Origin of the sequence: Stenotrophomonas rhizophila (assembly GCF_007667275.1) — a bacterium.
Lineage (GTDB): Bacteria > Pseudomonadota > Gammaproteobacteria > Xanthomonadales > Xanthomonadaceae > Stenotrophomonas > Stenotrophomonas maltophilia_AE.
Genome location: NZ_VDQT01000001.1, coordinates 21064 through 43410 on the forward strand (window position 1 = coordinate 21064; position 22347 = coordinate 43410).

Annotated in this window: 19 protein-coding genes; 10 read left to right on the top strand and 9 right to left on the bottom strand. The window is 68.8% G+C overall.

Translation table 11 applies throughout. The features are described from left to right. Positions 1-20: 20 nt before the first annotated feature. From FSZ13_RS00110 to FSZ13_RS00120, 3 genes are all read left to right on the top strand, one after another. Positions 21-413, top strand: a complete 393-nt coding sequence (locus FSZ13_RS00110) for a RidA family protein (RefSeq protein WP_145477421.1) — start codon at positions 21-23, stop codon at positions 411-413. Positions 414-501: 88 nt separating this feature from the next. After that, the gene (locus FSZ13_RS00115; protein ID WP_145477422.1) at positions 502-906 is read left to right on the top strand and encodes a VOC family protein; all 405 of its coding nucleotides are present in this window, start codon (positions 502-504) and stop codon (positions 904-906) included. 83 nt (positions 907-989) lie between these two features. Next, positions 990-3164 (top strand): hypothetical protein, encoded by a 2175-nt coding sequence (locus FSZ13_RS00120; protein ID WP_145477423.1) that lies wholly within the window; start codon positions 990-992, stop codon positions 3162-3164. Here FSZ13_RS00120 and FSZ13_RS00125 read toward each other — a convergent pair. Next, positions 3147-3353: a hypothetical protein gene (locus tag FSZ13_RS00125; RefSeq protein ID WP_145477424.1), complete on the bottom strand. Its 207-nt coding sequence runs from the start codon at positions 3351-3353 to the stop codon at positions 3147-3149. The genes FSZ13_RS00120 and FSZ13_RS00125 overlap by 18 nt on opposite strands. A 98-nt stretch (positions 3354-3451) precedes the next feature. On the opposite strand from FSZ13_RS00125, the gene FSZ13_RS00130 reads away from it, so the two are divergent. After that, a complete protein-coding gene (locus FSZ13_RS00130) occupies positions 3452-4348 on the top strand; it encodes a LysR substrate-binding domain-containing protein (RefSeq protein ID WP_145477425.1) in 897 nt (298 codons plus the stop codon). Between the two features lie 32 nt (positions 4349-4380). Here FSZ13_RS00130 and FSZ13_RS00135 read toward each other — a convergent pair whose 3' ends face one another. From FSZ13_RS00135 to imuA, 5 genes are all read right to left on the bottom strand, one after another. Further along, entirely contained in the window at positions 4381-5148 is a 768-nt protein-coding gene (locus FSZ13_RS00135; RefSeq protein WP_145477426.1) for a YggS family pyridoxal phosphate-dependent enzyme, read from the bottom strand. Positions 5149-5359: 211 nt separating this feature from the next. Continuing rightward, positions 5360-5866, bottom strand: coding sequence for a hypothetical protein (locus FSZ13_RS00140; protein ID WP_145477427.1), 507 nt, complete (start codon positions 5864-5866; stop codon positions 5360-5362). Between the two features lie 193 nt (positions 5867-6059). Further along, positions 6060-9176: an error-prone DNA polymerase gene (locus FSZ13_RS00145; RefSeq protein WP_145477428.1), complete on the bottom strand. Its 3117-nt coding sequence runs from the start codon at positions 9174-9176 to the stop codon at positions 6060-6062. Next, on the bottom strand, positions 9173-10591 hold the full coding sequence (locus FSZ13_RS00150; RefSeq protein WP_145477429.1) for a Y-family DNA polymerase: 1419 nt from the start codon (positions 10589-10591) through the stop codon (positions 9173-9175). Before FSZ13_RS00150 ends, FSZ13_RS00145 begins: the two co-directional genes overlap by 4 nt. A 9-nt stretch (positions 10592-10600) precedes the next feature. Beyond that, positions 10601-11218: a translesion DNA synthesis-associated protein ImuA gene (gene imuA, locus FSZ13_RS00155; RefSeq protein WP_145477430.1), complete on the bottom strand. Its 618-nt coding sequence runs from the start codon at positions 11216-11218 to the stop codon at positions 10601-10603. A 436-nt stretch (positions 11219-11654) separates the two neighbouring features. Here imuA and FSZ13_RS00160 point away from each other — a divergent pair, with 436 nt between their 5' ends. Then, complete coding sequence (locus FSZ13_RS00160; protein ID WP_145477431.1) at positions 11655-14474, top strand: beta-glucosidase family protein; 2820 nt, start codon at positions 11655-11657, stop codon at positions 14472-14474. Positions 14475-15072: 598 nt separating this feature from the next. Further along, a complete protein-coding gene (locus tag FSZ13_RS00165) occupies positions 15073-16968 on the top strand; it encodes a CocE/NonD family hydrolase (RefSeq protein WP_145477432.1) in 1896 nt (631 codons plus the stop codon). 43 nt (positions 16969-17011) lie between these two features. Here FSZ13_RS00165 and FSZ13_RS00170 read toward each other — a convergent pair whose 3' ends face one another. Then, positions 17012-18106, bottom strand: a complete 1095-nt coding sequence (locus FSZ13_RS00170; RefSeq protein ID WP_145477433.1) for an alkene reductase — start codon at positions 18104-18106, stop codon at positions 17012-17014. A gap of 162 nt (positions 18107-18268) precedes the next feature. Between FSZ13_RS00170 and FSZ13_RS00175 the strand changes: the two genes are divergently transcribed. From FSZ13_RS00175 to lldD, 4 genes are all read left to right on the top strand, one after another. Beyond that, entirely contained in the window at positions 18269-19027 is a 759-nt protein-coding gene (locus FSZ13_RS00175) for an SDR family NAD(P)-dependent oxidoreductase (RefSeq protein ID WP_145477434.1), read from the top strand. A gap of 85 nt (positions 19028-19112) precedes the next feature. Further along, positions 19113-19571: an MgtC/SapB family protein gene (locus tag FSZ13_RS00180; protein ID WP_145477435.1), complete on the top strand. Its 459-nt coding sequence runs from the start codon at positions 19113-19115 to the stop codon at positions 19569-19571. Continuing rightward, positions 19568-20002 carry a VOC family protein gene (locus FSZ13_RS00185; RefSeq protein WP_145477436.1) on the top strand — a complete coding sequence of 145 codons (435 nt, stop codon included), beginning with the start codon at positions 19568-19570 and terminating at the stop codon, positions 20000-20002. Before FSZ13_RS00180 ends, FSZ13_RS00185 begins: the two co-directional genes overlap by 4 nt. Before the next feature lie 61 nt (positions 20003-20063). After that, complete coding sequence (gene lldD, locus FSZ13_RS00190; protein ID WP_145477437.1) at positions 20064-21197, top strand: FMN-dependent L-lactate dehydrogenase LldD; 1134 nt, start codon at positions 20064-20066, stop codon at positions 21195-21197. A 27-nt stretch (positions 21198-21224) separates the two neighbouring features. Here the strand turns inward: lldD and FSZ13_RS00195 are convergent, their stop codons facing one another. After that, the gene (locus FSZ13_RS00195; RefSeq protein WP_145477438.1) at positions 21225-21527 is read right to left on the bottom strand and encodes a hypothetical protein; all 303 of its coding nucleotides are present in this window, start codon (positions 21525-21527) and stop codon (positions 21225-21227) included. Between the two features lie 53 nt (positions 21528-21580). Continuing rightward, positions 21581-22288 carry a M949_RS01915 family surface polysaccharide biosynthesis protein gene (locus FSZ13_RS00200; RefSeq protein ID WP_145477439.1) on the bottom strand — a complete coding sequence of 236 codons (708 nt, stop codon included), beginning with the start codon at positions 22286-22288 and terminating at the stop codon, positions 21581-21583. Between the last annotated feature and the right edge of the window lie 59 nt (positions 22289-22347).

Below are 22347 nucleotides of genomic sequence, written 5' to 3' on the forward strand. Positions count from 1 at the left end.
TCGGCCCCAAGGAGACAACTATGGCAACCCGTGACGTCGTGTTCCCCCCGGGCCGGCAGGACCTGTATGCGAAGTACCGGTACTCGCCGGCGGTGCGCGCCAATGGCCTGCTGTTCGTGTCCGGCCAGGTCGGCAGCCGCGAGGACGGATCGCCGGAGCCAGGCCTGGAGCCGCAGGTGCGCAGGCTGTTCGAGAACCTCAACGCGGTGCTCGCCGAAGCCGGCTGCACGTTCGATGACGTGGTCGACGTGACCGTTTTCATGATCGACCCGGACCGGATCCTGGAGCAGGTGTGGCCGGTGGCGCTGGAATACTGGGGCGAGGCACCGCATCCGGCGCTGACCGCGGTGGGCGTGACCTGGCTCAGCGGCTTCGATGTGGAATTCAAGGTCGTTGCCAAGCTGCCCGGGTGAGGTGACCACGGCAGGCCAGCGCAGCGGCCTGCCGATTTCTTTTGCGCCACCGAGGGCATAGGATCAGCACGGACCTCGGGAGACGGCGATGGCAAGGGTGACCGGAATCGGTGGCGTGTTCTTCAAGAGCCGTGGCGACCGTGCCGCGCTGGCCGAGTGGTATCGGCAGCACCTGGGCATGGCGCTGGAGGACTTCGGCGGCGCGGTGCTGCGCTGGCCGGACGACAAGGCCAACGACGGCGGCCTGACGGTGTGGGCCTTGGCCGACACGGACAGTAACTGGTTCAGTCCAAGCGATGCGCCCTTCATGATCAATTACCGTGTGGATGATCTGGACGGGTTGCTGGCAAACCTGCGTGAGGCCGATGTGACCATTGTCAGCGGGCCGGAAACGCACGAGAACGGTTCGTTCGCCTGGATCCTCGATCCCGATGGCAACAAGCTGGAGCTGTGGCAGCCGATGGCGTGGGACCCGGAACGACGCGTCGGTTGAGCGTGGCGGGAGTGCGTCTTCACGCGGCTCCGGCGCGCGGTTGTCGATAGTGGCGGTGTCATTCCGTTACCTCGCAGATTTCCATGCCCTTGATTCCCGAGCGCGTCCGGCGCTGGCCGCGGCCATGGCGCGTGGCGTTGTTCTCGCTGCTGGCCCTGTACGCGTTGTACCTGCTGGCGGGCAATGTGTTCCTCAACACGCCGCTGTTCGATGCGGTCACCAATCGCAAGCCTGAAAAGTTCACCTTGGAGACCGGGCCGTCATTGACCCTGATGCCCGGGCATGCGTTCGTCTGGAACATCCGCATCCGTGGCCAGGCCAACCACACCGTCTACATTTTCCGCGCGGACCGGGCCAGTGCGTGGATTTCGCTGGTGCACCTGTTCAAGCGCGAGGTGCGCATCCCGAGCATCGACGCGACCGGGGTCGAATCGGAGATCGAGCGCGTGGAAAAGGCGATTCCGCCGCCACCGCGCGGCGATCGTGGCTGGAACATCCGGCTGGATGCGATCCACAGCGACAGCATCCGCAGCGGGCGCTTCGGCAAGCTGCTGATCGTCGGCCAGGGCCACGGCACCGTGGGCTTCCAGAAGCAGACCAAGGGCGGTCCGTCGGAACTTTTCGATTCCACCGCCGGCTTCGAGCAGGCCACGATCAGCTATGACGGGATGACGCTGCTGGATGAGGCGCATATCGCGTCGCGCTTCCACTACCCGCGGCATTACCGCGATGAGGCGCCCGGCCTGCGCAAGCTGGGCATCACCTTCGCCGAACTGCAGATGGACGGACGCAGCCAGGCGATCAACATCGACACCTCCGGCCCGCACGTCAAGGTGGGCAGCATGCCGGCCGAAGCACGGCTCAACGCGACGCTGACCATGGACCGGGGCCTGCTGCAGCCCGGCAGCCGGCTGGTGTGGCGGGTACCGGTGCACGCCGGCGTGCATGCGCCGGACCGGGGGCTGCTGTCGCTGCAGCTGGACGTGGCCCAGGACATCCGCATACAGGCGCGGCTGCCGCGTGATCCGGACACCGGCAGCGAGCTGGATGCCGACCTGCGCGTGAGCGGGCGACGGATTCCGTTCGAGGCGCCGGCGGAACTGCTGCCACGCCTGTCCGGGCAGGTGAAGGGTGCGTGGCGCTTCGATTCGTTGAACTGGATCGCCGACCTGTTCGTGCGCAAGCCGTGGTTCCGGCTGGATGGCGGTGGCCTGCTCCAGGGCGATCTGAAGATCGTGGACGGCGCGCTGGCACCCGGCAGTCGCGTGGACGTGCCGAAGGTGGTGGCGGTGTCCGAGGTGGCCGGGGTGCGCATGCAGGGCGAGGCCAGTGCAGTGGGCCGCATCGTGGAGGACGCGCCACCGCAGGCCGAACTGCAGGTGGCCATTCCGCAGTTCCGCGCCGCGCCGGTCGATGCGCCGAAGACCGTGCTGTTCGATGGCAAGGCGATGGCGCTGACCCTGCGCGGCGACGCGCGCCTGCAGCAGCTGCGCGATGGCATGCGCGCGCGTCTGCGCTTCCGCGATGCGCGCGTGCCGGACCTGACCGCCTACAACCGCTATGTGGGCGGCAACAACGTGCGCCTGCTGGGCGGCACCGGCCTGCTCAGCGGCGATGTCGAACTCGATACCTCCGGCCGGGTTGGGCAGGGCCGCGCCGACCTGCGTGGCCGAGGCGCCCGCATGCAGGTGGCCGGCATGGCGCTGAGCGGCGATGCGCAGGTACAGGCGCGGCTGCAGCGGGCCGACCTGGACAACCGCCAGTTCGACCTCGGTGGAAGTACCGTGACCCTGCGCAATATCCAGGTCGATGGCGCGGGCGATGCGAACTGGTGGGGTGAAGTGGCGCTGCGCAGTGGGCATATCGATGCCGCCGCGCCGTACGAAGTCACCGCCCAGGCCGACCTGCGCCTGCGCGACGCGGGCCCGGTGCTGGGGGTGTTCGCCCAGCGCAGCGACTACCCGCGCTGGGTGCTGGGACTGCTCGATTCGGGCGAGGTGCAGGCGACCGGGCAACTGCGCTGGCGCCGCGATCACCTGGCGCTGGACGATCTGAAGGCCGAGAACGACCGGCTGTCGCTGCGTGCGCGGCTGGACATGGCCAAGGCCGGGAAGCGCGGCGACCTGTACGTGCGCTGGGGCGTGTTCGGTGCCGGCATCGAGCTGGACGGCGAACAGCGCAGCTGGCACCTCAAAGGCGCCCGCGAGTGGTACGACGGCCGCCCGCGGATCCTCCCCGCATCACCCCCGCAACCCTGACGTAGTGCCACGCCCTGCGTGGCAGATCCCAGCCGCGCCGGGCCGGTCATCCTCGGCCGCCTGCCCGCGTTCGCGCGGGCCGGTGGTGCGGGCCGCGTCCTCTGCATCCCCGGCGTCGACCAACTGCCGGGCCAGCCCTGCGTCGGCGATATGCCCGTGCAGGAACAACAAGCCGCTGTAGATGTTCATGTGCGTCCTCCACTTGAGAGGAATTGACGATAGGCGCAGGATGCAGGGCGTAAAAGCGAGCATTTCGCAAGCTTTCCTTGAGCTGGATTCAAGTCGCCATGTCCCGGATGCCGCTTCAGCCCCTGCAGAATTTCGTCACCGCAGCGCGCCTGGGAAACCTGACCCGCGCGGCCGACGCATTGAATCTCACGGTCAGCGCGCTCAGCCACCAGATGCGCCAGCTCGAGGAGCGGTTGGGCTATGCGCTGCTGCAGCGGCAGCCGCGCGGGGTCAAGCCGACGCCGGAGGGCCAGCGCCTGCTGGAACAGGTGGGCCCACACCTGGATGCGATCGCGCAGGCGTTGCAGCCGTTCGCGGCGCGCCACGACCGGGTGCTGTCGGTCAGCGCATTGCCGTCGATGGCGTCGAACTGGCTGGTACCCAAGCTGGGCTCGTTCATGGCCGCGCACCCGGAGATTGAATTCAACCTGGAATCCAGCGAGCGCCTGATCGATTTCGAGCGGCAATTGCAGTTCGACGCGGCGCTGCGGGTGGGGGCGGGGCAGTGGCCAGGCCTGCATGCCGAACCGCTGTTCGACGAGTGGCTGGTGCCGATGGCCAGCCCGGCGCTGGTGGAGCGGATGGGCGGGGTGGATGCATGCCCGTTGTCGCAGTGGCCGCTGCTGGGCGATCCGGATGGCGAATGGAACCGTTGGCTGGCGCTGGTGGGCGACGCTGCGCCGTCGCGTTACGTGGCGATGTTCAACGATTCCGAGTCGCACCATCGCGCGGCGCTGGATGGCTTCGGGGTGGCGCTGGGACGGGTGACGCGGGCGCGGCTGCTGCTGGATTCAGGGCAGTTGATCGCCTTGTCGCCGCATCGGTTGAAGACGCGCTGGTCGCATTGGCTGGTGTACCCGTCGCGCTCGTCCACGCACCGCGGCTTCCTGGCGTTCCGTGAGTGGTTGCACGCGCAGGCACGCGAACACGCCACCCACATGGCCACCCTTTCGTAGAGCCACGCCCTGCGTGGCTGCGCGGTGCCCGATCAGCCAGCGCCCCCCGGCCAATACTGGCTGTCAGGCGTACTCCGCGCGCCAAAAATCGCCTGGCCCACCCGCACCACGGTGGCGCCTTCTTCGATGGCGATCTCGAAATCCCCGGACATGCCCATCGACAGTTCATCGAGCGCGATCCCGGCCGGCAGCGTCGGGCGCAGGCGGTCGCGCAGTTCGCGCAGGCGCACGAAGCAGGGGCGGACCTGTTCGGGGTCGGCGGAAAACAGCGCCAGCGTCATCAGGCCGCGCACGCGCAGCTGGGTGAACGCGGGCAGCTGCTGGACGAAGTCGGGCACCGCGATCGGGTCCAGCCCGTACTTGCTGGCTTCGCCGGAGGTATTGACCTGCACGAACACTTCGAGCGTGCGGCCTTCCTGCGCCAGCCGCTGGTCGAGTGCCTGGGCGACGCGCAGGCTGTCCAGCGCCTGGAACTCGCTGGCGAAGCGCGCTACATCGCGGGCTTTGTTGGTCTGCAGGTGGCCGATCACCGACCAGCGGATGCCGAGGTCGGCCATCGCGTCGGCCTTGCGCTTGGCTTCCTGCACCTTGTTTTCGCCCAGGGTGTCGCAGCCGGCGGCCACGGCCAGGCGTAGTCGCGCTTCGTCGACGGTTTTGCTGACCGGCAGCAGGCGCACGCTGCCCGGATCGCGTCCGGCGCGCGCGCATGCGGCGGCGATGCGCGCATGCACCGCGGCCAGGTTGTGGCGGAAATCTTCGACGGTGCTGGCCTGGGGCCAGGCGGGAGCGGCGATGGACATGGGCGGAAACCAGCAACAGGCGAAGGCCCATTTTCGCATGGCGCATAACTGCCCGGCGCGTTGCGCCGCCGCCCGACCAACGGTCGGGCGCTACCGCTGAGGTCATTGTCCGGGATGCGGGGCCGCCGCCCGGCGGGGTTCAAGGGCGGGTGGCGCCCGACCGTTGGGGTTCAAGGGCGGGTAGCGCCCGACCGTTGGTCGGGCGGCAGCATCAGGGCGCGGCAGCGGTTCCCGGGCGGATGTAATGCGACTGCCCGTTGTCGTTGAGGAAAATCAGCTCCGGCTTGCCCTGCCATGAGGTCAGCATGGCGCCGGTGCTGTTCTGGTGCTTGATCACCAGGGTGGCGCCGCGGTCGGGGTTGGCGGTGATCTTGAACACCTCGGTGGTGCCCTTGGCGTCGTCCAGGGTGAGCGAGGCTTCGTCGCCCACGTCGGCGGTGCCGTAGCTGCCGCGCTGGGAACCGTCGGCGCCCAGCAGGACCAGGCCGGACAACGGCGACGCACGCGGGCCCTGCGGCACGCCCTTGCTGAGCGGGTCGGGCAGTGGCGCACCCACTATCACCCGCGCCTGGCCGCTGCTGTCCTGGATGACCAGGCCGCGCGCGGTGATGACGCGCTGGTCGGACTGGCTCTGATGCAGCCGCACGGCGGTGTAGCCGGAGACCAGCAGGGCCAGGCTGGACACGGCCAGGGTGGTGAGGGTAAGTGCGCGCGACATGGCCGGTTCCGGATCCTTGGATGGCTGCGACGATAGCCGAAGGGGTGTTTGCGACACCAGTCAGGGAAATCTGTATCTGTGCTCGTCGTGAATCCGGTCACAAAGCAGCGGGGCAGAGCCCCGCTCTACCAACAGAGGGCGCCGCACCGCTGCCGGGCTCTGCCCGGCAACCGCAGCACGGGACGGCAGCGCCTCAATGGAAGTCGCGGCTGTGGGTGCGCACGCCGTCGATCAGCGTGTCCAGGTTGTGCATGCGCTGCACGATCAGGTGCTGCACGCCGTCGACGCGCTCCAGCCGGCCATCGATCTGCATCAGCCGGGCTTCCACCAGCACGCGGTGCTGGCGGTCGGCGGTCCTGCGCCAGACCACCGCGTTGACCATGCCGCACTCGTCTTCCAGGGTCAGGAAGGTGACCCCGCTGGCGGTCTGCGGGCGCTGGCGCATGCGCACCAGCCCGGCAAAACGCACGCTGCGCCCATGCGGCAACTGCGCCAGCTGGTCGGAGCGCTGGCAGCGCCGCGCCTGCAGGTCGGCGCGGATGAACGACACCATGTGCTGGCCCAGGGTGGTGCCGGTGCTGTTGTAGTCCGCCTGCATGTCCTCGAAGGCGCTGGGTGCGGGCAACGCCACGTCCGCTTCGGCCGTGGCACGCACCGCCTCGAACAGCGGCAGCGGTTTTTCCACGCCGGACACATCCCAGCGCGCGCGATGGCGATGCCCGCTCAGGCCCTTGAGCGCACCGGCGTCTGCCAGCAGGCCCTGGTGGCGGCGGTCCAGGCGTGCACGCTGGCTGAGGTCGGCCACGCTGTCGAAGGCATGCCGGGTGCGGGCCTGCACCAGCGCGTCGGCCACGTCTTCGCTGAAGCCATCGACCATGCGCAGGCCCAGCCGGATGCCGGGCAGGGCGCCCGCCTGCGTGGCCGGCACCAGGGTGCAGTTCCACGCGCTGTGGCGCACGTCCACCGGCAGCACCGGCACCCCGTGGCGACGCGCATCCTGCAGGATCTGGTCCGGGGTGTAGAAGCCCAGCGGCTGGCTGTTGACCAGGCTGGCGGCGAACGCGGACGGGTGGTGGCACTTCAGCCAGCAGCTCACATAGGTGATCAGCGCGAAGCTGGCGGCGTGGCTTTCCGGGAAGCCATAGCTGCCGAAGCCCTTGATCTGCTCGAACAGGCGCTCGCCGTAGTCGCGGCTGTAGCCACGCGCGGCCATGCCGGCGAGCAGTTTGTCGCGATGCGGTTCCAGGCCACCGTGGCGCTTCCAGGCGGCCATCGAACGCCGCAGGGCGTCGGCTTCGCCGGGGCTGAAGCCGGCCGCGGCAACGGCCAGCTGCATCACCTGTTCCTGGAACAGCGGCACGCCCAGGGTGCGTTTGAACACCTTCTCCAGTTCCGGCGGGTAGTCGATCTCTTCGATGCCTTCGTCCTTGAGGCGTTTGCGGCGGTTGAGGTAGGGGTGGACCATGTCGCCCTGGATCGGCCCGGGACGCACGATCGCCACTTCGATCACCAGGTCGTAGAAGCAGCGTGGCTGCATGCGCGGCAGCATGGCCATCTGCGCGCGCGATTCGATCTGGAACACGCCCAGCGTGTCGGCGCGGCAGATCATGTCGTAGGTGGGGCCATCGCCGGCGGGCAGGCGGGCCATGCTCAACGGCTGCCCGTCGGCGCCGCGCACCCCCTGCTCGTACAGCATCGCCAGGCATTTGCGCACGGCGGTGAGCATGCCCAGGGCCAGGCAGTCCACCTTCATCAGCCCGGTGGCATCCAGGTCGTCCTTGTCCCACTGGATCACGGTGCGCTCGGCCATGGCCGCGTTCTCCACTGGCACCATTGTCGACAGTGGATGTTCGGAAATCACGAAGCCGCCGGGGTGCTGGGACAGGTGGCGCGGGAAATCCACCAGTTCGGCGGTCAGCGCCACCACCCGCCGCATCAGCGGGGTGTCCGGGTCGAAACCGCGTTCGCGCAGCGCATCGGGCAGCGGTTCGTGGCTGCTCCAGCGGTCCAGGCAGGCGGCCAGTTCGTTGACCTGGTCCGGCGGCAGGCCCAGCACGCGGGCGACGTCGCGCACCGCGCTGCGGCCGCGGTAGCTGATCGCCACGGCGGTGAGCGCGGCGCGTTCGCGGCCGTAGCGGTTGAATACGTACTGCAGCACTTCCTCGCGCCGTTCGTGTTCGAAATCGATGTCGATGTCCGGCGGTTCGTCGCGCTCTTCGGAAATGAAACGCTCGAACAGCAGTTCCATGTGGCTGGGGTCGATTTCGGTCACCCCCAGCACGAAGCACACCGACGAATTGGCCGCCGAGCCCCGCCCTTGGCACAGGATCTGCTGGCTGCGGGCGAAGCGCACGATGTCGTGCACGGTGAGGAAGTACGACTCGTACTGCTTGAGGTGGATCAGGCGCAGTTCGTGCTCGATCTGCCGGCGCTGCGAGTCGGTGGCACCCCCGGGCCAGCGCCAGCGCATGCCTTCTTCCACCAGCGCGCGCAGCCAGCTGGCCGGGTCATGGCCGTCGGGCACCAGTTCGCGCGGGTAGGTGTACTGCAGCTGCGCCAGGTCGAACCGGCAGCGTTCGGCCACGCGCAGGGTTTCCTCCAGCAGCTCCGGCGGGTACAGCGCGGCCAGCACCTGGCGGGTGCGCAGGTGGCGTTCGCCATTGGGGAACAGATGCCAGCCGGCGTCGGCGATGGTGCAGTGCCGGCGGATCGCGGTAAGCGTGTCCTGCAACGCACGGCGGCGGCGCACGTGCATGTGCACGTCGCCGCTGGCGACCACCGGCACGTCGTGTTCGTAACCGAATTCCAGCGCGGCTTCCAGCCGCTGCACATCGTCCGCTTCGCGGTGCAGCTCCAGCGCCAGCCACAGCCGGTGCGGAAACCGCGCCTGCAGCCAGGCGGCATCGGTGGCGGCGGGCGCGCGGTCGGCCCACAGGCACAGCAGTCCCTCGGGCAGGGCATCGAAGTCTCCACGCAGGCAGCGGTACTGGCCCTTGGCGGCGCGCCGGCGGCAGGTGGTGATCAGCTGGCACAGCCCGGCATAGGCGGCCAGGTCGGTGCACAGCAGCACGACCTTGGGGCCGTTTTCGATCTGGAATTCGGCGCCGATGATCAGTGCCAGCTGGTGCTTCTTCGCCGCCTGCCAGGCGCGCACGATGCCGGCCAGTGAACATTCATCGGTGATCGCCAGGGCGCGGTAGCCCTGTTCTTTCGCCCGCGCGAACAGTTCGTCGGCGATCGAGGCGCCGCGCTGGAAACTGAAGGCCGACAGGCAATGCAGTTCGGCGTAGTCGGGCAGGGCGCTGGTCATGCGAACCAGCCGTGCAGCATGAACGGTCCATGCCGCGCGCCGGCGGCGGTATAGGCCCAGCCACGCTGGCCCAGCGCGGTTTCCACCACGTAATAGTCGCGGCGCACATCGTCTTCGTCCCACCAGCCCGATTCGATCCGTTCCGGTCCGGACAGGATGCGCAGGTCCGGGTCGTACAGGGGCTGCGGGGTGGCCAGCAGCCAGCCGGGGCGCAGGGGCAATACCGGCGGCGGCCCCTTGGCGGCCTGGGCGGTGGTGCCGGTGGCGCGTTCGGGGCGGTGTTCGGCGCGCAGTGCCACGCCCTGCACGGCGTCGTCGCCCAGCCGCGCGCGCAGGCGTTCGCGCAGCTGTTCCCAGGGCATGGCCTGCTGCGGGCGCGGGTCGAACAGGTCGCGCGCGGCGGGGACGAACGGGGGCAGGTGTTCGGCCTGCAGGCGCAGGCCGCGGCTGCCGGCGGGCAGGCGCAGGTGGTCGACGCGGTTGCGCGCCAGTTCGAACAGCATGGCCGCGTCGCGTTCGGGCGCGAGCAGGCCGATGCTCAGCCGCGTATCCGGGTGCCGTTCGTGTTCGAACCACAGGTCGAACTGCTGCGCGCCGCCATCACGCGAACACAGGAAGGCGGCGAGGTCGGCGGTAAGGCGGCGCAGCGGGAACAGCAGGGCCTGGGTGGAGTCGATCTCATAGTCGAACTCGATCCGCGCATCGAACCGGTCCGGCGGCCGGAAGTACTGCAGCGGTGCCAGCGCGCCGATACCGCGCAGCGCATCCAGGTGGGCCAGCACCTGGGCCGGGAACCGCCGCGCCAGGCTGTCGCGGGGCAGGGCGAAGGCGGCGCCCAGGGTGCGCAGGCCGGAGCGCGCCAGTACCGTGACCGCGTCAGCGGGCAGGCCGCTGCGTTCGATCGGAAGCTGCGCCAGTGCCGGTTCCAGCGTGCCGGCGTCCACCCCCAGCCGCGCGTGCACGCTGGTCAGTACCCAGGCGGCATGCGGGTTCGGCGCGGCCACCAGGCGGTGGCGGAAACCCAGCTCCTCCAGGCCCTCGCGCAGGCGTTGTTCAATCGCCGGCCAGTCGCCGAACAGGGCGCGGCTGGCGCCGATCTCCAGCGCCAGCGCATGCGGGAAGGCCAGGCTCACCTGCGAGCTGATGCCGTACAGCCAGCTGGCCAGCAGCTGCCGGGTGTCCTGCTCGCCGCGTGGGTCGTACTCCACCGTGAGCATGTCGCGGGTGAGCACCTGCGCGGCCGACAGCAGCATGCCGCGGCGCAGGCCGAGCTGGCGCGCCGCGGGGCTGACCGCATGCAGTACCCGGCGCTGCGCCGGGCCGGTCACCAGCACCAGCGGCGCGCGCGGATCGGGCTGCTGGCGCAGGGCGGCGTCCAGCGCCAGTTGAGGCAGCAACAGGCAGGCCCACTGCATGGCGGCGCCTCAATGGGCCACGGCCAGCGGCAGCGGCTGCGCCGGTGCCTGGCCGCCACGGCACTTGAGGACCCGTACCTGGCCGGCCTCCAGCTGCAGCCGCAACGGGGCCGGGGAGGGGTTGCGCGCCAGCCGGCTGTCGCGGAAGGCAAAACCCAGGCACTGCCCGGTTTCGGCCGCGACCTGCAACCGGCGCAGGGTGCGGTCGTCGGCATGCCCGGGCCAGCACAGTACCGCCGCACACGCGGCCGAGCGCAGGCATTGTTCAGCCGCCCACAAGGCCTCGCGCGGACTGGCATGCACCACCTGCAGCTGGCCCAGGGCCAGCCCGGCACCGGCCCAGCCGGGCGCGTGCGGCAGGTGCGGCGGCGCCACCAGCACCACGGTCTGCTGTTGCTGGCTGAGCCGGGCCAGGGTTGGCCAGACCAGCGCCAGTTCGCCCTGGCCGGGCGCGGACAGCAGCACTTCGGACAACGCCGACGGCGGCCAGCCGCCGCCGGGCAGGCGGGCGTCCAGCGCCGGGTGCCCGGTGGGGTGGGCCGGGGTCTCTGCAACCGCACCGCGCGGCTGCCCGCGCCAGACCTGGCGGCTTTCCAGCAGCTGTTCCAGTGCCCGAACCGCGCCCATCAGGGCACCTCCCGGGAGGGCGAAAGCAGGCAGGGATGGGCGATGAACCTGAACATGAAGGCGAGGATGGGCGGAGAGCGTGTCAAGGGGTGAGACCGACATGCTAGCGCCAATTAGCAAAATTGCTAATGAATTTTCCCTTGGAGAGCAGCCGGGCAGAGCCCGGCTCTACACGGGGCCCTGGTCACCTTGAAATGAACCGGCTGTTGACACGGATGAACGCGGTGGACGACCCTTGACCGGATGGGTGCCGGAGACGGCATCCAGCGGATGCGGTGGCTGTAGCGACAGGCGGAGGGGCCTGATCGTGGCCGGCGTACCCGTGTAGTTCCCGAGACCGGGCCAGTGGGCCCGGTGTCTGCCACTACGGCGCTGCACCCTTCTGCGGCAAGACTCCCTGGATTTTCTGCGTCAGCAAAAGGTGTTTCGCCCGCTTATGAAAACGATTACAAAGCCGCTGGCCCTGACGGCCGCCATTGCCGTGTCGCTTGCCGCCGTTGCTTCGGCGGCGCCGGCCGTCGCTGCCGAGGCCTTCACCGTGCTGCGCCTGGAACAGGCGCCTGCGCACCTGGATGCCTCTGCGGTGGCCGCGCAGCTGCAGGCGCTGGACGTGGACGTGCTGACCATCGACAACGTGGTCCGTGCGGCCGACACGATGGACACCGCGCTGGCGCCGGATCCGCTGGCGGCGTTGGCCGACCAGCTGGGCTACACCTACCGTTTCGTCAGCGCCGATCCGGCTGCTGCTGAACAGCGCGGCAGCGTGGTGTTGTCGCGGCTGCCGGTGGAAGCCGAATCGGGCGTGGAGGCGCCGGGCCTGAACTACCTGCGGCTCAACGATGGCCGCCACGTGGTGGCGCTGTATACCCGTGCCCGTGGCGCGGCCGATGCGGCGCCGGTCAAGGCGCTGGTGGACGGCTCGCGCCTGGGTGCGCCGGCGGTGCTGCTGGGCAGCGATGCGCAGACCGCGACCGGCGCCGGATTCGCTGCGATCGGCAAGAGCGATGGCTACAGCGTTGGCTTCGAGGCGGCGGCGTCGACGCCGGTCAAGCTGCGCCTGGATGACACGCTGAGCATTACCGGCCAGCGGGTGACGCTGGGGTACACCGCACCGGTCGGGGGCGATACGCCGTGGATGGACACCGGGCTGGGTGCCGATGCCCGCGCGAAGCTGCTGGTGGCGCGCATGACGGTGGATGAGAAATTCCAGATGCTGCACAGCTATTTCGGGCTGGGCAAGGACGGCGGGCCGTTGCCGGAAGGCGCGGTGGGCTCGGCCGGCTTCGTGCCGGGCGTGCCGCGGCTGGGCATTCCGGCCCAGCAGTCGGCCGATGCCGGCGTGGGCGTGACCAACCCGGGCGGGATCCGCAAGGGCGATATCGCCACGGCGATGCCGTCGGGGCCGTCCACGGCGTCGACCTGGAACCCGCAGATCGCGTTCACCGGCGGCGCCACGATGGGCCGCGAGGCCTGGCAGCAGCGCTTCAACATCCTGCTGGCGGGCAGCGTCAACCTGCAGCGCGATCCGCGCAACGGCCGCAATTTCGAGTATGCCGGTGAAGACCCGCTGCTGGCCGGGCGCCTGGTCGGTGAGTCGATCCGGGGCGTGCAGAGCCAGCACGTGATTTCGACCATGAAGCATTTCGCGCTCAACGACATGGAAACCTCGCGCAACTTCCACAGTGCCGAGATCGGCGAGCAGGCGATGCGCGAGTCGGACCTGCTGGCGTTCGAGATTGCGCTGGACGAAGGCAAGCCGGGGTCGGTGATGTGTTCGTACAACAGGATCAATGGCACCTACGGCTGCGAACACGATTACCTGATGAACCAGGTGCTCAAGCAGGAGTGGAAGTTCCCGGGTTTCGTGATGTCGGACTGGGGCGGCGTGCACAGCGGTTCGAAGGCGGCGCTGGCTGGCCTGGACCAGCAGTCGGCCGGTGAGGTGTTCGACAAGGCGGTGTACTTCGACCAGCCGCTGCGCCTGGCGGTGGCCGGCGGGGTGGTGCCGCAGGCGCGCCTGGACGACATGGTGGCGCGGATCCTGCGCACGATGTTCGCGCATGGCAACTTCGACCTGCCGCCACAGCACGTGCCGATCGACGTCGCGGCCGGTTTCGACGCTGCGCAGCGCACGGTGGAAGAGGGCAGCGTGCTGCTGCGCAATGAAAGCGCTCTGCTGCCGCTGGGCAGGGACGTGCAGCGCATCGTGATCATCGGCGGGCACGCGGACAAGGGCGTGATCGGTGGCGGTGGTTCGTCGCACGTGGGGTTCACTGCGCGGGGCACCAATGCGGTGCCGGGCGTGCTGCCGACGACGTGGCCGGGCCCGGTGATCTTCCATCCGTCGTCGCCGTTGCAGGCGCTGCGTGCGGAGCGCCCGGATGCGAACATCGAGTACGTGGACGGGCGCGACGTGGCGGCGGCGGCGCGCGCTGCGGCGGCGGCGGACGTGGCGATCGTGTTCGCGACGCAGTGGTCGGCCGAGTCGGTGGATCTGCCGCACATGCAGCTGCCGGACAACCAGGATGCGTTGATCGCGGGGGTGGCCAAGGCCAATCCGAAGACGGTGGTGGTGCTGGAAACCAACGGGCCGGTGGAGCTGCCGTGGCTGCAGCAGGTGCCGGCGATCCTGCAGGCGTGGTACCCGGGCATCCGCGGCGGTGAGGCGATCGCGGCGCTGCTGACCGGCAAGGTCAATCCGTCCGGTCGCCTGCCGGTGACCTGGCCGGTGGACGTGTCGCAGTTGCCGCGCCCGCACGTGAACGGGCTGGGCTTCAATCCGAAGCAGAAGCCGGATGACACCATCGATTACAACATCGAAGGCGCGAACGTGGGCTACAAGTGGTTCGCGGCCAAGGGGCTGACCCCGCAGTTCGCGTTCGGCCACGGTCTGTCGTACACGAGCTTCCAGTACGACAACCTGACCTACACGGCGATGGGCCAACGCCTGGTGGCGACGGTGGACGTGCGCAACACGGGCAAGGTGGCCGGGGCGGACGTGGCGCAGCTGTACCTCAAGCTGCCGGAAGGCAGCGCCACGCCGATCCGCCTGATCGGGTTCCAGAAGGTGATGCTGCAGCCGGGCGAGTCGCGCCGGATCCGGATCGAGGCCGAACCGAAGGCGATGGCCAGCTTCGATACGGCCGACAAGCAGTGGAAGATCGCCGAAGGTCGGTACGAACTGCAGCTTTCGCGGGCGGCCAACGAGCCGCTGCAGACCTCGCCGATGGTGTTGAGCGGTGGTGTGGTGAAGTAAAGCCAGAGCCAGAGCCAGAGCGCCTGTCTGCGGGTTTCTCTGGTTTGGGCCGGCGGGGGCGGGTCCGCGGGGGACGCTGCAAGTACGTCCATGTAAGCTCAGTCGCCGCTTGCGCGCGTGCGCTGTCCTGCGCACGCGGCAAGACCGGGGTTGGGCTCCTGCCCAACCCGTCGGGCGTATACGCCCGACCCATGCGGCTCATGCCCCCGCAAACCCACCCCCGCCGACCCTTTGACAATTGGTAGGTGGTCAAAGGAAATCAAACGCAACGGCAACGGCAACGGCAACGGCGTTCTTCGGTTGGGTTCATGCGTTACCGCGCTGGGCGGCGATGTCGGCGGTCGTTTGGGAACCGACCCTACCGCGCATCGCGGTGATCGCCAACGATAGGTACCCGCCGCTTTCATGGAAGGATTCACGGCGCCCCCCGTACCCCCATGCCCGCCGGCCCAAGCCAGGGACGTCCGCAGATCAGGGCTTTGGCTCTGAAGGCTTTGCTGTAGAAGGCCGTTGGCGGCCAACCAAAGGCACATATCGGGTAGCAGGAAACAGCGCTAGGCTGCGGGAGTTGCCTGCCATCACCTTCCCGGAGAGAGCCATGCGTGTTCGTGTCGTGCCTGTGCTGTTGCTGAGCCTGATGGTCGCTGCCAGCGTTTCGGCGCAGACCGCGCCGATGACGCCGGATATTCCGGCCAAGGGCTTCGTCACCCCCACTGCGGGGTATGACTACGACAAGCGCGAAGTGATGGTTCCCATGCGCGATGGGACGAAGCTGTATACGGTGATCGTGGTGCCCAAGGGTGCACGCAACGCGCCCATGCTGCTGACCCGCACGCCGTACGATGCCGCCAACCGTGCCAAGCGCATGGATTCGCCGCACATGCGCGACATCCTTCCGCAGGGCGATGAAGTGTTCGTCGATGCCGGCTATATCCGCGTGTTCCAGGATATCCGCGGCAAGTACGGTTCAGAAGGCGATTACGTGATGACCCGGCCGCTGCGCGGCCCGCTCAACGCCACCAAGGTGGACCATGCCACCGATGCGTGGGACACCATCGACTGGCTGGTCAAGCATGTGCCCGAAAGCAACGGCAAGGTGGGCATGCTCGGCTCTTCGTACGAAGGCTTCACCGTGGTCATGGCGCTGACCAACCCGCACCCCGCACTCAAGGTGGCCGCCCCGCAGAGCCCGATGATCGATGGCTGGATGGGCGATGACTGGCTCAACTACGGCGCCTTCCGCCAGGTCAACTTCGGCTACTTCACCGGCCAGCTGGCCAAGCGCGGCAAGGGCCCGGCCATTCCCAGCCAGGGCTACGACGACTACACCACCTTCCTGCGTGCCGGTTCGGCCGGTGACTATGCCAAGGCCAATGGCCTGGAACAGCTGCCGTGGTGGCACAAGCTGGTCGAGCACCCGGCCTACGACGCGTTCTGGCAGGAACAGGCGCTGGACAAGCGCATGGCCAGCACCCCGCTCAAGGTGCCCACCATGTGGCTGCAGGGCCTGTGGGACCAGGAGGACATGTGGGGCGCGGTGCACAGCTACGCCGCGATGGAGCCGCGTGACACCGGCAATACGCTCAACTATCTGGTCATGGGCCCGTGGCGGCACAGCCAGGTCAACTACGACGGCAGCAGCCTGGGCGCCCTGAAGTTCGATGGCGATACCGCACTGCAGTTCCGTCGTGACGTGCTCAAGCCGTTCTTCGACCAGTACCTCGTCGATGGCGCGGCCAAGGCCGATACCCCGCCGGTCTTGATCTACAACACCGGCGAAAACCACTGGGACAGACTGCAGCAGTGGCCGCGAACCGCTGCCCAGACCCGGCCGCTGTACCTGCGCGCCGGCGGCAAGCTCTCGTTCGAGGCGCCGCAGGCGGGGGAGGCCACGTACGAAGCCTACGTATCCGACCCCGCCAAGCCGGTCCCGTTCGCGCCGCGTCCGGTGCGCTTCGCCGACCGCGACATGTGGACCAGCTGGCTGGTCAAGGACCAGCGCTTCGTCGATGGCCGCCCCGACGTGCTCACCTTCATCAGCGAGCCGCTCACCGCGCCGCTGCGGATCGGTGGCGCGCCGCAGGTCAACCTGCAGGCGGCCACCAGCGGCAGCGACAGCGACTGGGTGGTGAAGCTGATCGACGTATATCCCGACCAAGTACCGTCCACCCCGGAAATGGGCGGCTACGAACTGGCGGTGTCGATGGCGATCTTCCGCGGCCGCTACCGCGAAAGCTTCAGCGAACCGAAGGCGATCACCGCCAACCAGGTGCTCGACTACAGATTCGGCCTGCCCACCGCCAACCACGTCTTCCAGCCCGGTCACCGTGTGATGGTGCAGGTCCAGTCCAGCCTGTTCCCGCTGTACGACCGCAACCCGCAGACCTTCGTGCCCAACATCTACCTGGCCAAGCCGGGTGATTACCAGAAGGCGACCCAGCAGGTGTGGCATGCACCGGGGCAGGCCAGTTTCATTTCGCTGCCGGTGTATTGATGGGCGGAGCCGGGCAGAGCCCGGCTCTACGGCGTGTCAGGGCTCAGCCCGACACGCTGGGGTAGTCGATGTAGCCCTTGGCGCCGCCGCCGTACAGGGTGTCCGGGTCCAGCTCGGACAATTCCACGCCCAGGCGCAGGCGTTCGACCAGGTCCGGGTTGGCGATGAAGGCGCGGCCGAACGCGATCATGTCCGCGTAGCCCGACGCCACCGCCTGCTCGGCACTGTCCTTGTCGTAGCCGTTATTGGCGATCCACGGGCCGCGGAACTTCGCCCGCAGCGCCGCATAGTCGAACGGAATGTTGTCGCGCGGCCCGCCGGTGGCGCCTTCGATCACGTGCACGAAGGCCAGCCCACCGATCGCATCGAGGCGCTCGACCGCGCGTTCGAACAGCGGCTGCGGGTTGGAGTCGTGCGCATCGCCGGCCGGGGTTACCGGCGACAGGCGCACGCCGGTGCGATCGGCACCGATCTCCGCCGCAATCGCACGCACCACCTCGTCGAGCAGGCGGGTGCGGTTCTCGATGCTGCCACCGTAGTCGTCGGTGCGCAGGTTGCTGCCATCGCGCAGGAACTGGTCGATCAGGTAGCCGTTGGCCGCATGCACTTCCACGCCATCGAAGCCGGCGGTGATCGCATTGCGTGCGGCCTGCCGGTAGTCCTGGACCAGCGCCGGGATCTCTTCCAGGCGCAGCGCCCGCGGCCCGGAAACATCTTCGAAGCCCTTGGCGGTGAAGGTCTTGCTGTTGGCGCGCAGCGCGCTGGGCGCCACCGGCACTTCACCCTCGGGCAGCAGGCTGGTGTGCGAGATGCGGCCGACGTGCCAGAGCTGCAGCACGATGCGGCCGCCGCGGGCGTGCACGGCGTCGGTGACCTTGCGCCAGGCATCGATCTGCTCCTGGCTGTAGATCCCGGGCGTATCCAGGTAACCCTGGCCGAGCGGGCTGATCTGGGTCGCTTCGGCGATGATCAGGCCGGCGCTTGCGCGCTGCTCGTAATACTGGACGGCGAGCGGATTGGGCACGCGTCCGTCGATGGCGCGGTTGCGGGTGAGCGGTGCCATCGCGATGCGGTTGCCGACATCGATGGCGCCGAGCCGGGTGGGAGTGAACAGCGTGCCGTCAGGAGACTGGGTCATGTGCGATGCCTTGGGGAAGGGGAGGTCGTGCAGGGGATACGACACCCAGCATAGGCCGGGGTGCGTTGCAGCGATGGGAAGGATTGTTGCGGGGTGCTGTGTGCACGTTGCGTAACGCAGACCAGGCGTAGCGTAGGTGCGAACCCAAGCAGAGGCAGTGCAATGATCGATTACCAACTCAAGGGCAAGGTCGCCATCGTCACCGGGGGCGTGTCGGGCATCGGCCTGGCCGTGGCCGAACTGCTGGCCGATTCCGGTGCGGCCGTGGCGGTCTGGGACCTCAAAGACGACGCGGTACAGAAGACGGTCGAGGCGATCCGTGGCAAGGGCGTCAAGGCCATCGGCATCGCGTTGGACGTAACCGATGAAGCGGCAGTGGAAGCCGCCGTGCAGCGCACCGTGCAGGAACTGGGTGGGCTGGATATCGCGGTCAACAACGCCGGCATCGGTGGCCCGTCGGCGAGCAGTGGGGACTATCCGGTCGATGGCTGGAAGCGCGTCATCGACGTCAACCTCAACAGCGTGTTCCTGTGCCAGCGGGCGCAGATCCAGGCGCTGCGCAAGGCCGGCAAGGGCGGCAGCATCATCAACATGGCCTCGATCCTGGGCCAGGTCGGTTTCCCCAATTCGGCCGCCTACGTGGCCGCCAAGCACGGCGTGGTCGGGCTCACCCAGACGGCGGCGTGGGAACATGCCGGCGACAACATCCGGGTGAATGCAGTCGGGCCGGGCTTCATCGCCACGCCGCTGCTGGACAAGATGGACCCGGCGGTGCGCAAGGCGCTGGAAGCCAAGCATGCGCTGAACCGACTGGGCAAGGCGGAGGAGGTCGCCGCGCTGGTGGCCTGGCTGGCCAGCAGCGATGCGTCGTTTGCCACCGGCACGTATTACGCCATCGACGGCGGCTACCTGGCCCAGTGATGGTGTGCACGCCGCGCTCACAAGCACTTTCACGGCGCTCCCACATCGCCCACGCAACGCTCTGTTCACCTTTGAGGAGTGCGTGATGGGACTGGAACAAGATCTGTCGATTCTGCTGCGCATCGCCGCCGCGATGCTGTTTGGTGGCGTGCTCGGCATCGAGCGCGAGTTGGGCAAGCATGCGGCCGGCCTGCGTACGCACATGCTGATCGCCGGTGCCGCGGCGTTGATCGTGGGCCTGGGCGACAGCATCGCCGAACACTTCCAGCAGGAACGCTACCGCGACCTGCTGCAGGTGGACCCGGTGCGTTTGATCGAGGCGGTGGTGGCGTGCGTGGGCTTCGTTGCCGCCGGTACCATCCTGCGCGGCAACCGCGACGACGAAGTCAGCGGCCTGACCACAGCCAGTTCGCTGATCATGGCTGCAGCGATCGGCATCGCCGTGGGCATCGGGGAGTACGTGATCGCCATCGGGGTGAGCGTGCTGTGCGTGATCGTACTGACAGTGTTCCGTCGGCTGGCCAAGAAACTGGAGTCCACATGAGCAGCGAACGTCCCTTCGAGCTGCAGCGGATCGACCACCTGGTGCTGCGCGTGCAGGACCTGGAGCGGTCGGTCGCGTTTTACCGCGATGTCCTCGGCTGCAGCGTGGCCCGGGAACGCCCTTCGCTGGGCATGGTGCACCTGCATGCCGGTGCGTCGATGATCGACCTGATCGCGGTGGACGGTTCGCTGGGCCGTCGCGGCGGCCCCGCCGCCGGCACCCAGGGCCGCAACCTGGAACACCTGTGCCTGCGCATCGAGCCGTTCGACGAGTCCCACCTGCGCGAACACCTGCAGATGCACGGCGTTGCCGTGGACGGTGAGGTGTCCAGCAACCTGGGCGCGGAAGGCGACGGGCGATCGCTGTACCTGCGCGACCCGGACGGCAACGGGGTCGAACTGAAGGGCCCCTCCACGCCCTGCGGCTGCTAGGGGCACCGTTCAATCTTTGGTCTAATGGGCGGACGGCGCATGTCTCCGCCATGGTTGGACCATGATCATTTCCGCTTCCACCGACTATCGCGCGGCCGCGCAACGCCGGCTGCCGCCTTTCCTGTTCCACTACATCGACGGCGGCGCCTACGCCGAACACACGCTTCGGCGCAACGTCGCCGACCTGGCCGACATCGCGCTGCGCCAGCGCGTGCTGCGCGACATGTCCGAGCTGAGCCTGGAGGCCGAGCTGCTCGGCGAGCGGATGGCGATGCCGGTGGCGCTGGGCCCGGTCGGCCTGACTGGCATGTACGCGCGGCGCGGTGAAGTGCAGGCGGCGCGGGCGGCGGCCAGTCGCGGCATTCCCTTCACCCTGTCCACGGTGTCGGTGTGCCCGATCGAAGAGGTGGCACCGGCAGTCGACCGCCCGATGTGGTTCCAGCTGTACGTGCTCAGGGATCGCGGCTTCATGCGCCATGCGCTGGAGCGGGCAAAGGCCGCCGGGGTGACCACGCTGGTGTTCACGGTGGACATGCCGGTGCCGGGGGCGCGCTACCGCGATGCGCATTCGGGCATGAGCGGCCCCCACGCCGGGATGCGGCGCCTGCTGCAGGCGGCGACCCATCCGCGCTGGGCGTGGGACGTGGGCCTGCGCGGGCGCCCGCATGACCTGGGCAACATCTCCACCTATCGTGGCAGCCCCACCGGCCTGGCCGACTACATCGGCTGGCTGGGCAGCAATTTCGATCCATCGATCTCGTGGAAGGACCTGGAGTGGATCCGCGAGTTCTGGAGCGGGCCGATGGTGATCAAGGGCATCCTTGACCCTGCGGACGCGCGTGATGCGGTGCGCTTCGGTGCCGACGGCATCGTGGTGTCCAACCACGGAGGTCGCCAGCTGGACGGGGTGCTGTCCACCGCACGGGCGCTGCCGGCGATTGCCGACGCGGTCAAGGGCGAGGTGGAGATCCTGGCCGACTCCGGCATCCGCAGCGGGCTGGACGTGGTGCGGATGTTGGCGCTGGGTGCCGACGGCGTGCTGCTGGGGCGCGCGTTCGTCTACGCGCTGGCCGCCCAGGGCGGGGCCGGGGTCGGCAACCTGCTGGACCTGATGGCGAAGGAAATGCGCGTAGCGATGACCCTGATCGGCGCCCGCAGGCTGGCCGACATCAACGCGGATGCACTGGCGCTGTGATGCGGTGGCGCCGGGCCGGGCCCGGCATTACCCGCATTGGACCGACGTGATGATGTTGTCCTTGTCGATGTACACGCGCAGGCGGTCCGGGCGATGGTCGCGGCTGGTGATGGTTTCGGGCCCGATCGGGTTGATCAGTCCGGCGCCGCTCTGCTTGAGCAGGGCGCGCATGGTGGCTTCGTCGGCAGGCTTGCCGACGGCCCAGGCCAGCGGTGCGGCCGTGCACTGGCCGCTGCCGGTGATCTCCGGGCCCGGCGAGGCGGCGCAGGCGGACAGGGCCAGGGTGGCAAGCGCCACCAGCGGAACCAGAATGCGCGGACGGAAGGTCATGGGTCGCTCCAGCGGGGCCAAGCCTGACCATACCACCCCGGCATGCCGTGCGCTCAGTGCGCCTCGCGGGCGTGCAGGGCGGCGCTGTTGAGCAATGTGGTCCATACAGTGTCCAGGTACTCCACGAACACCGGCGGTGCCGTGGCCAGCGACGGGCTCGGGTGCCGCTGCCCGGCAGCATGGACCCCGCCGGCGGCGTCGAGCCGGGTTTCGCCGGCGATGCCGTAGCGGGTGGTGCCATCGATCAGGCTGACATGCAGCTGATGGGGATCGTTCTCGCCGCCGCAGAAGGTCCGGCTGGCCAAGGTGATCTCGGCCTGGCCGTCCCCATCCAGATCGGTGGCGCTAACGTGCTGCAGCAACCAGCGGGCTTCCAGCACGGGCCCGGCACAGGGCTGCCGGATCTGCCGCTGCCATTGCTTCGTCCACGCTGTGCTGGGACCCGGGCGGATGTACAGCCGCGCGGTCAGGATCGCGGTGTCCAGCGTCCCGCCGCGGCCGGCGTCGTCGGCGAGGCTGTCGCTGCGCTCCAGCACCAGCACCCCTTCGCCATGGCGGTCGCGGTAGTGCACCCGCCGCAGCGCGACTTCGCCGCCGGGCATCGAGGCCGGGTCGACGTCCTGGGCGGACATCAGGGTCAGGCCGGGCAGCTGCGCGACCGGCGCGGCGTCGTCACAGGCGGCCAGCGCGGCGCAGGCGGTGCCCAGCAGGGCGGGGCGGAGCAGGCCGATCAGGCCGTGGGCAGGGAAACAGGTCGGCATGGGGGAGATCTACTGCAAAGCGCGATCATCCCCGGTCATTCCCGGATTGACCATGCGGG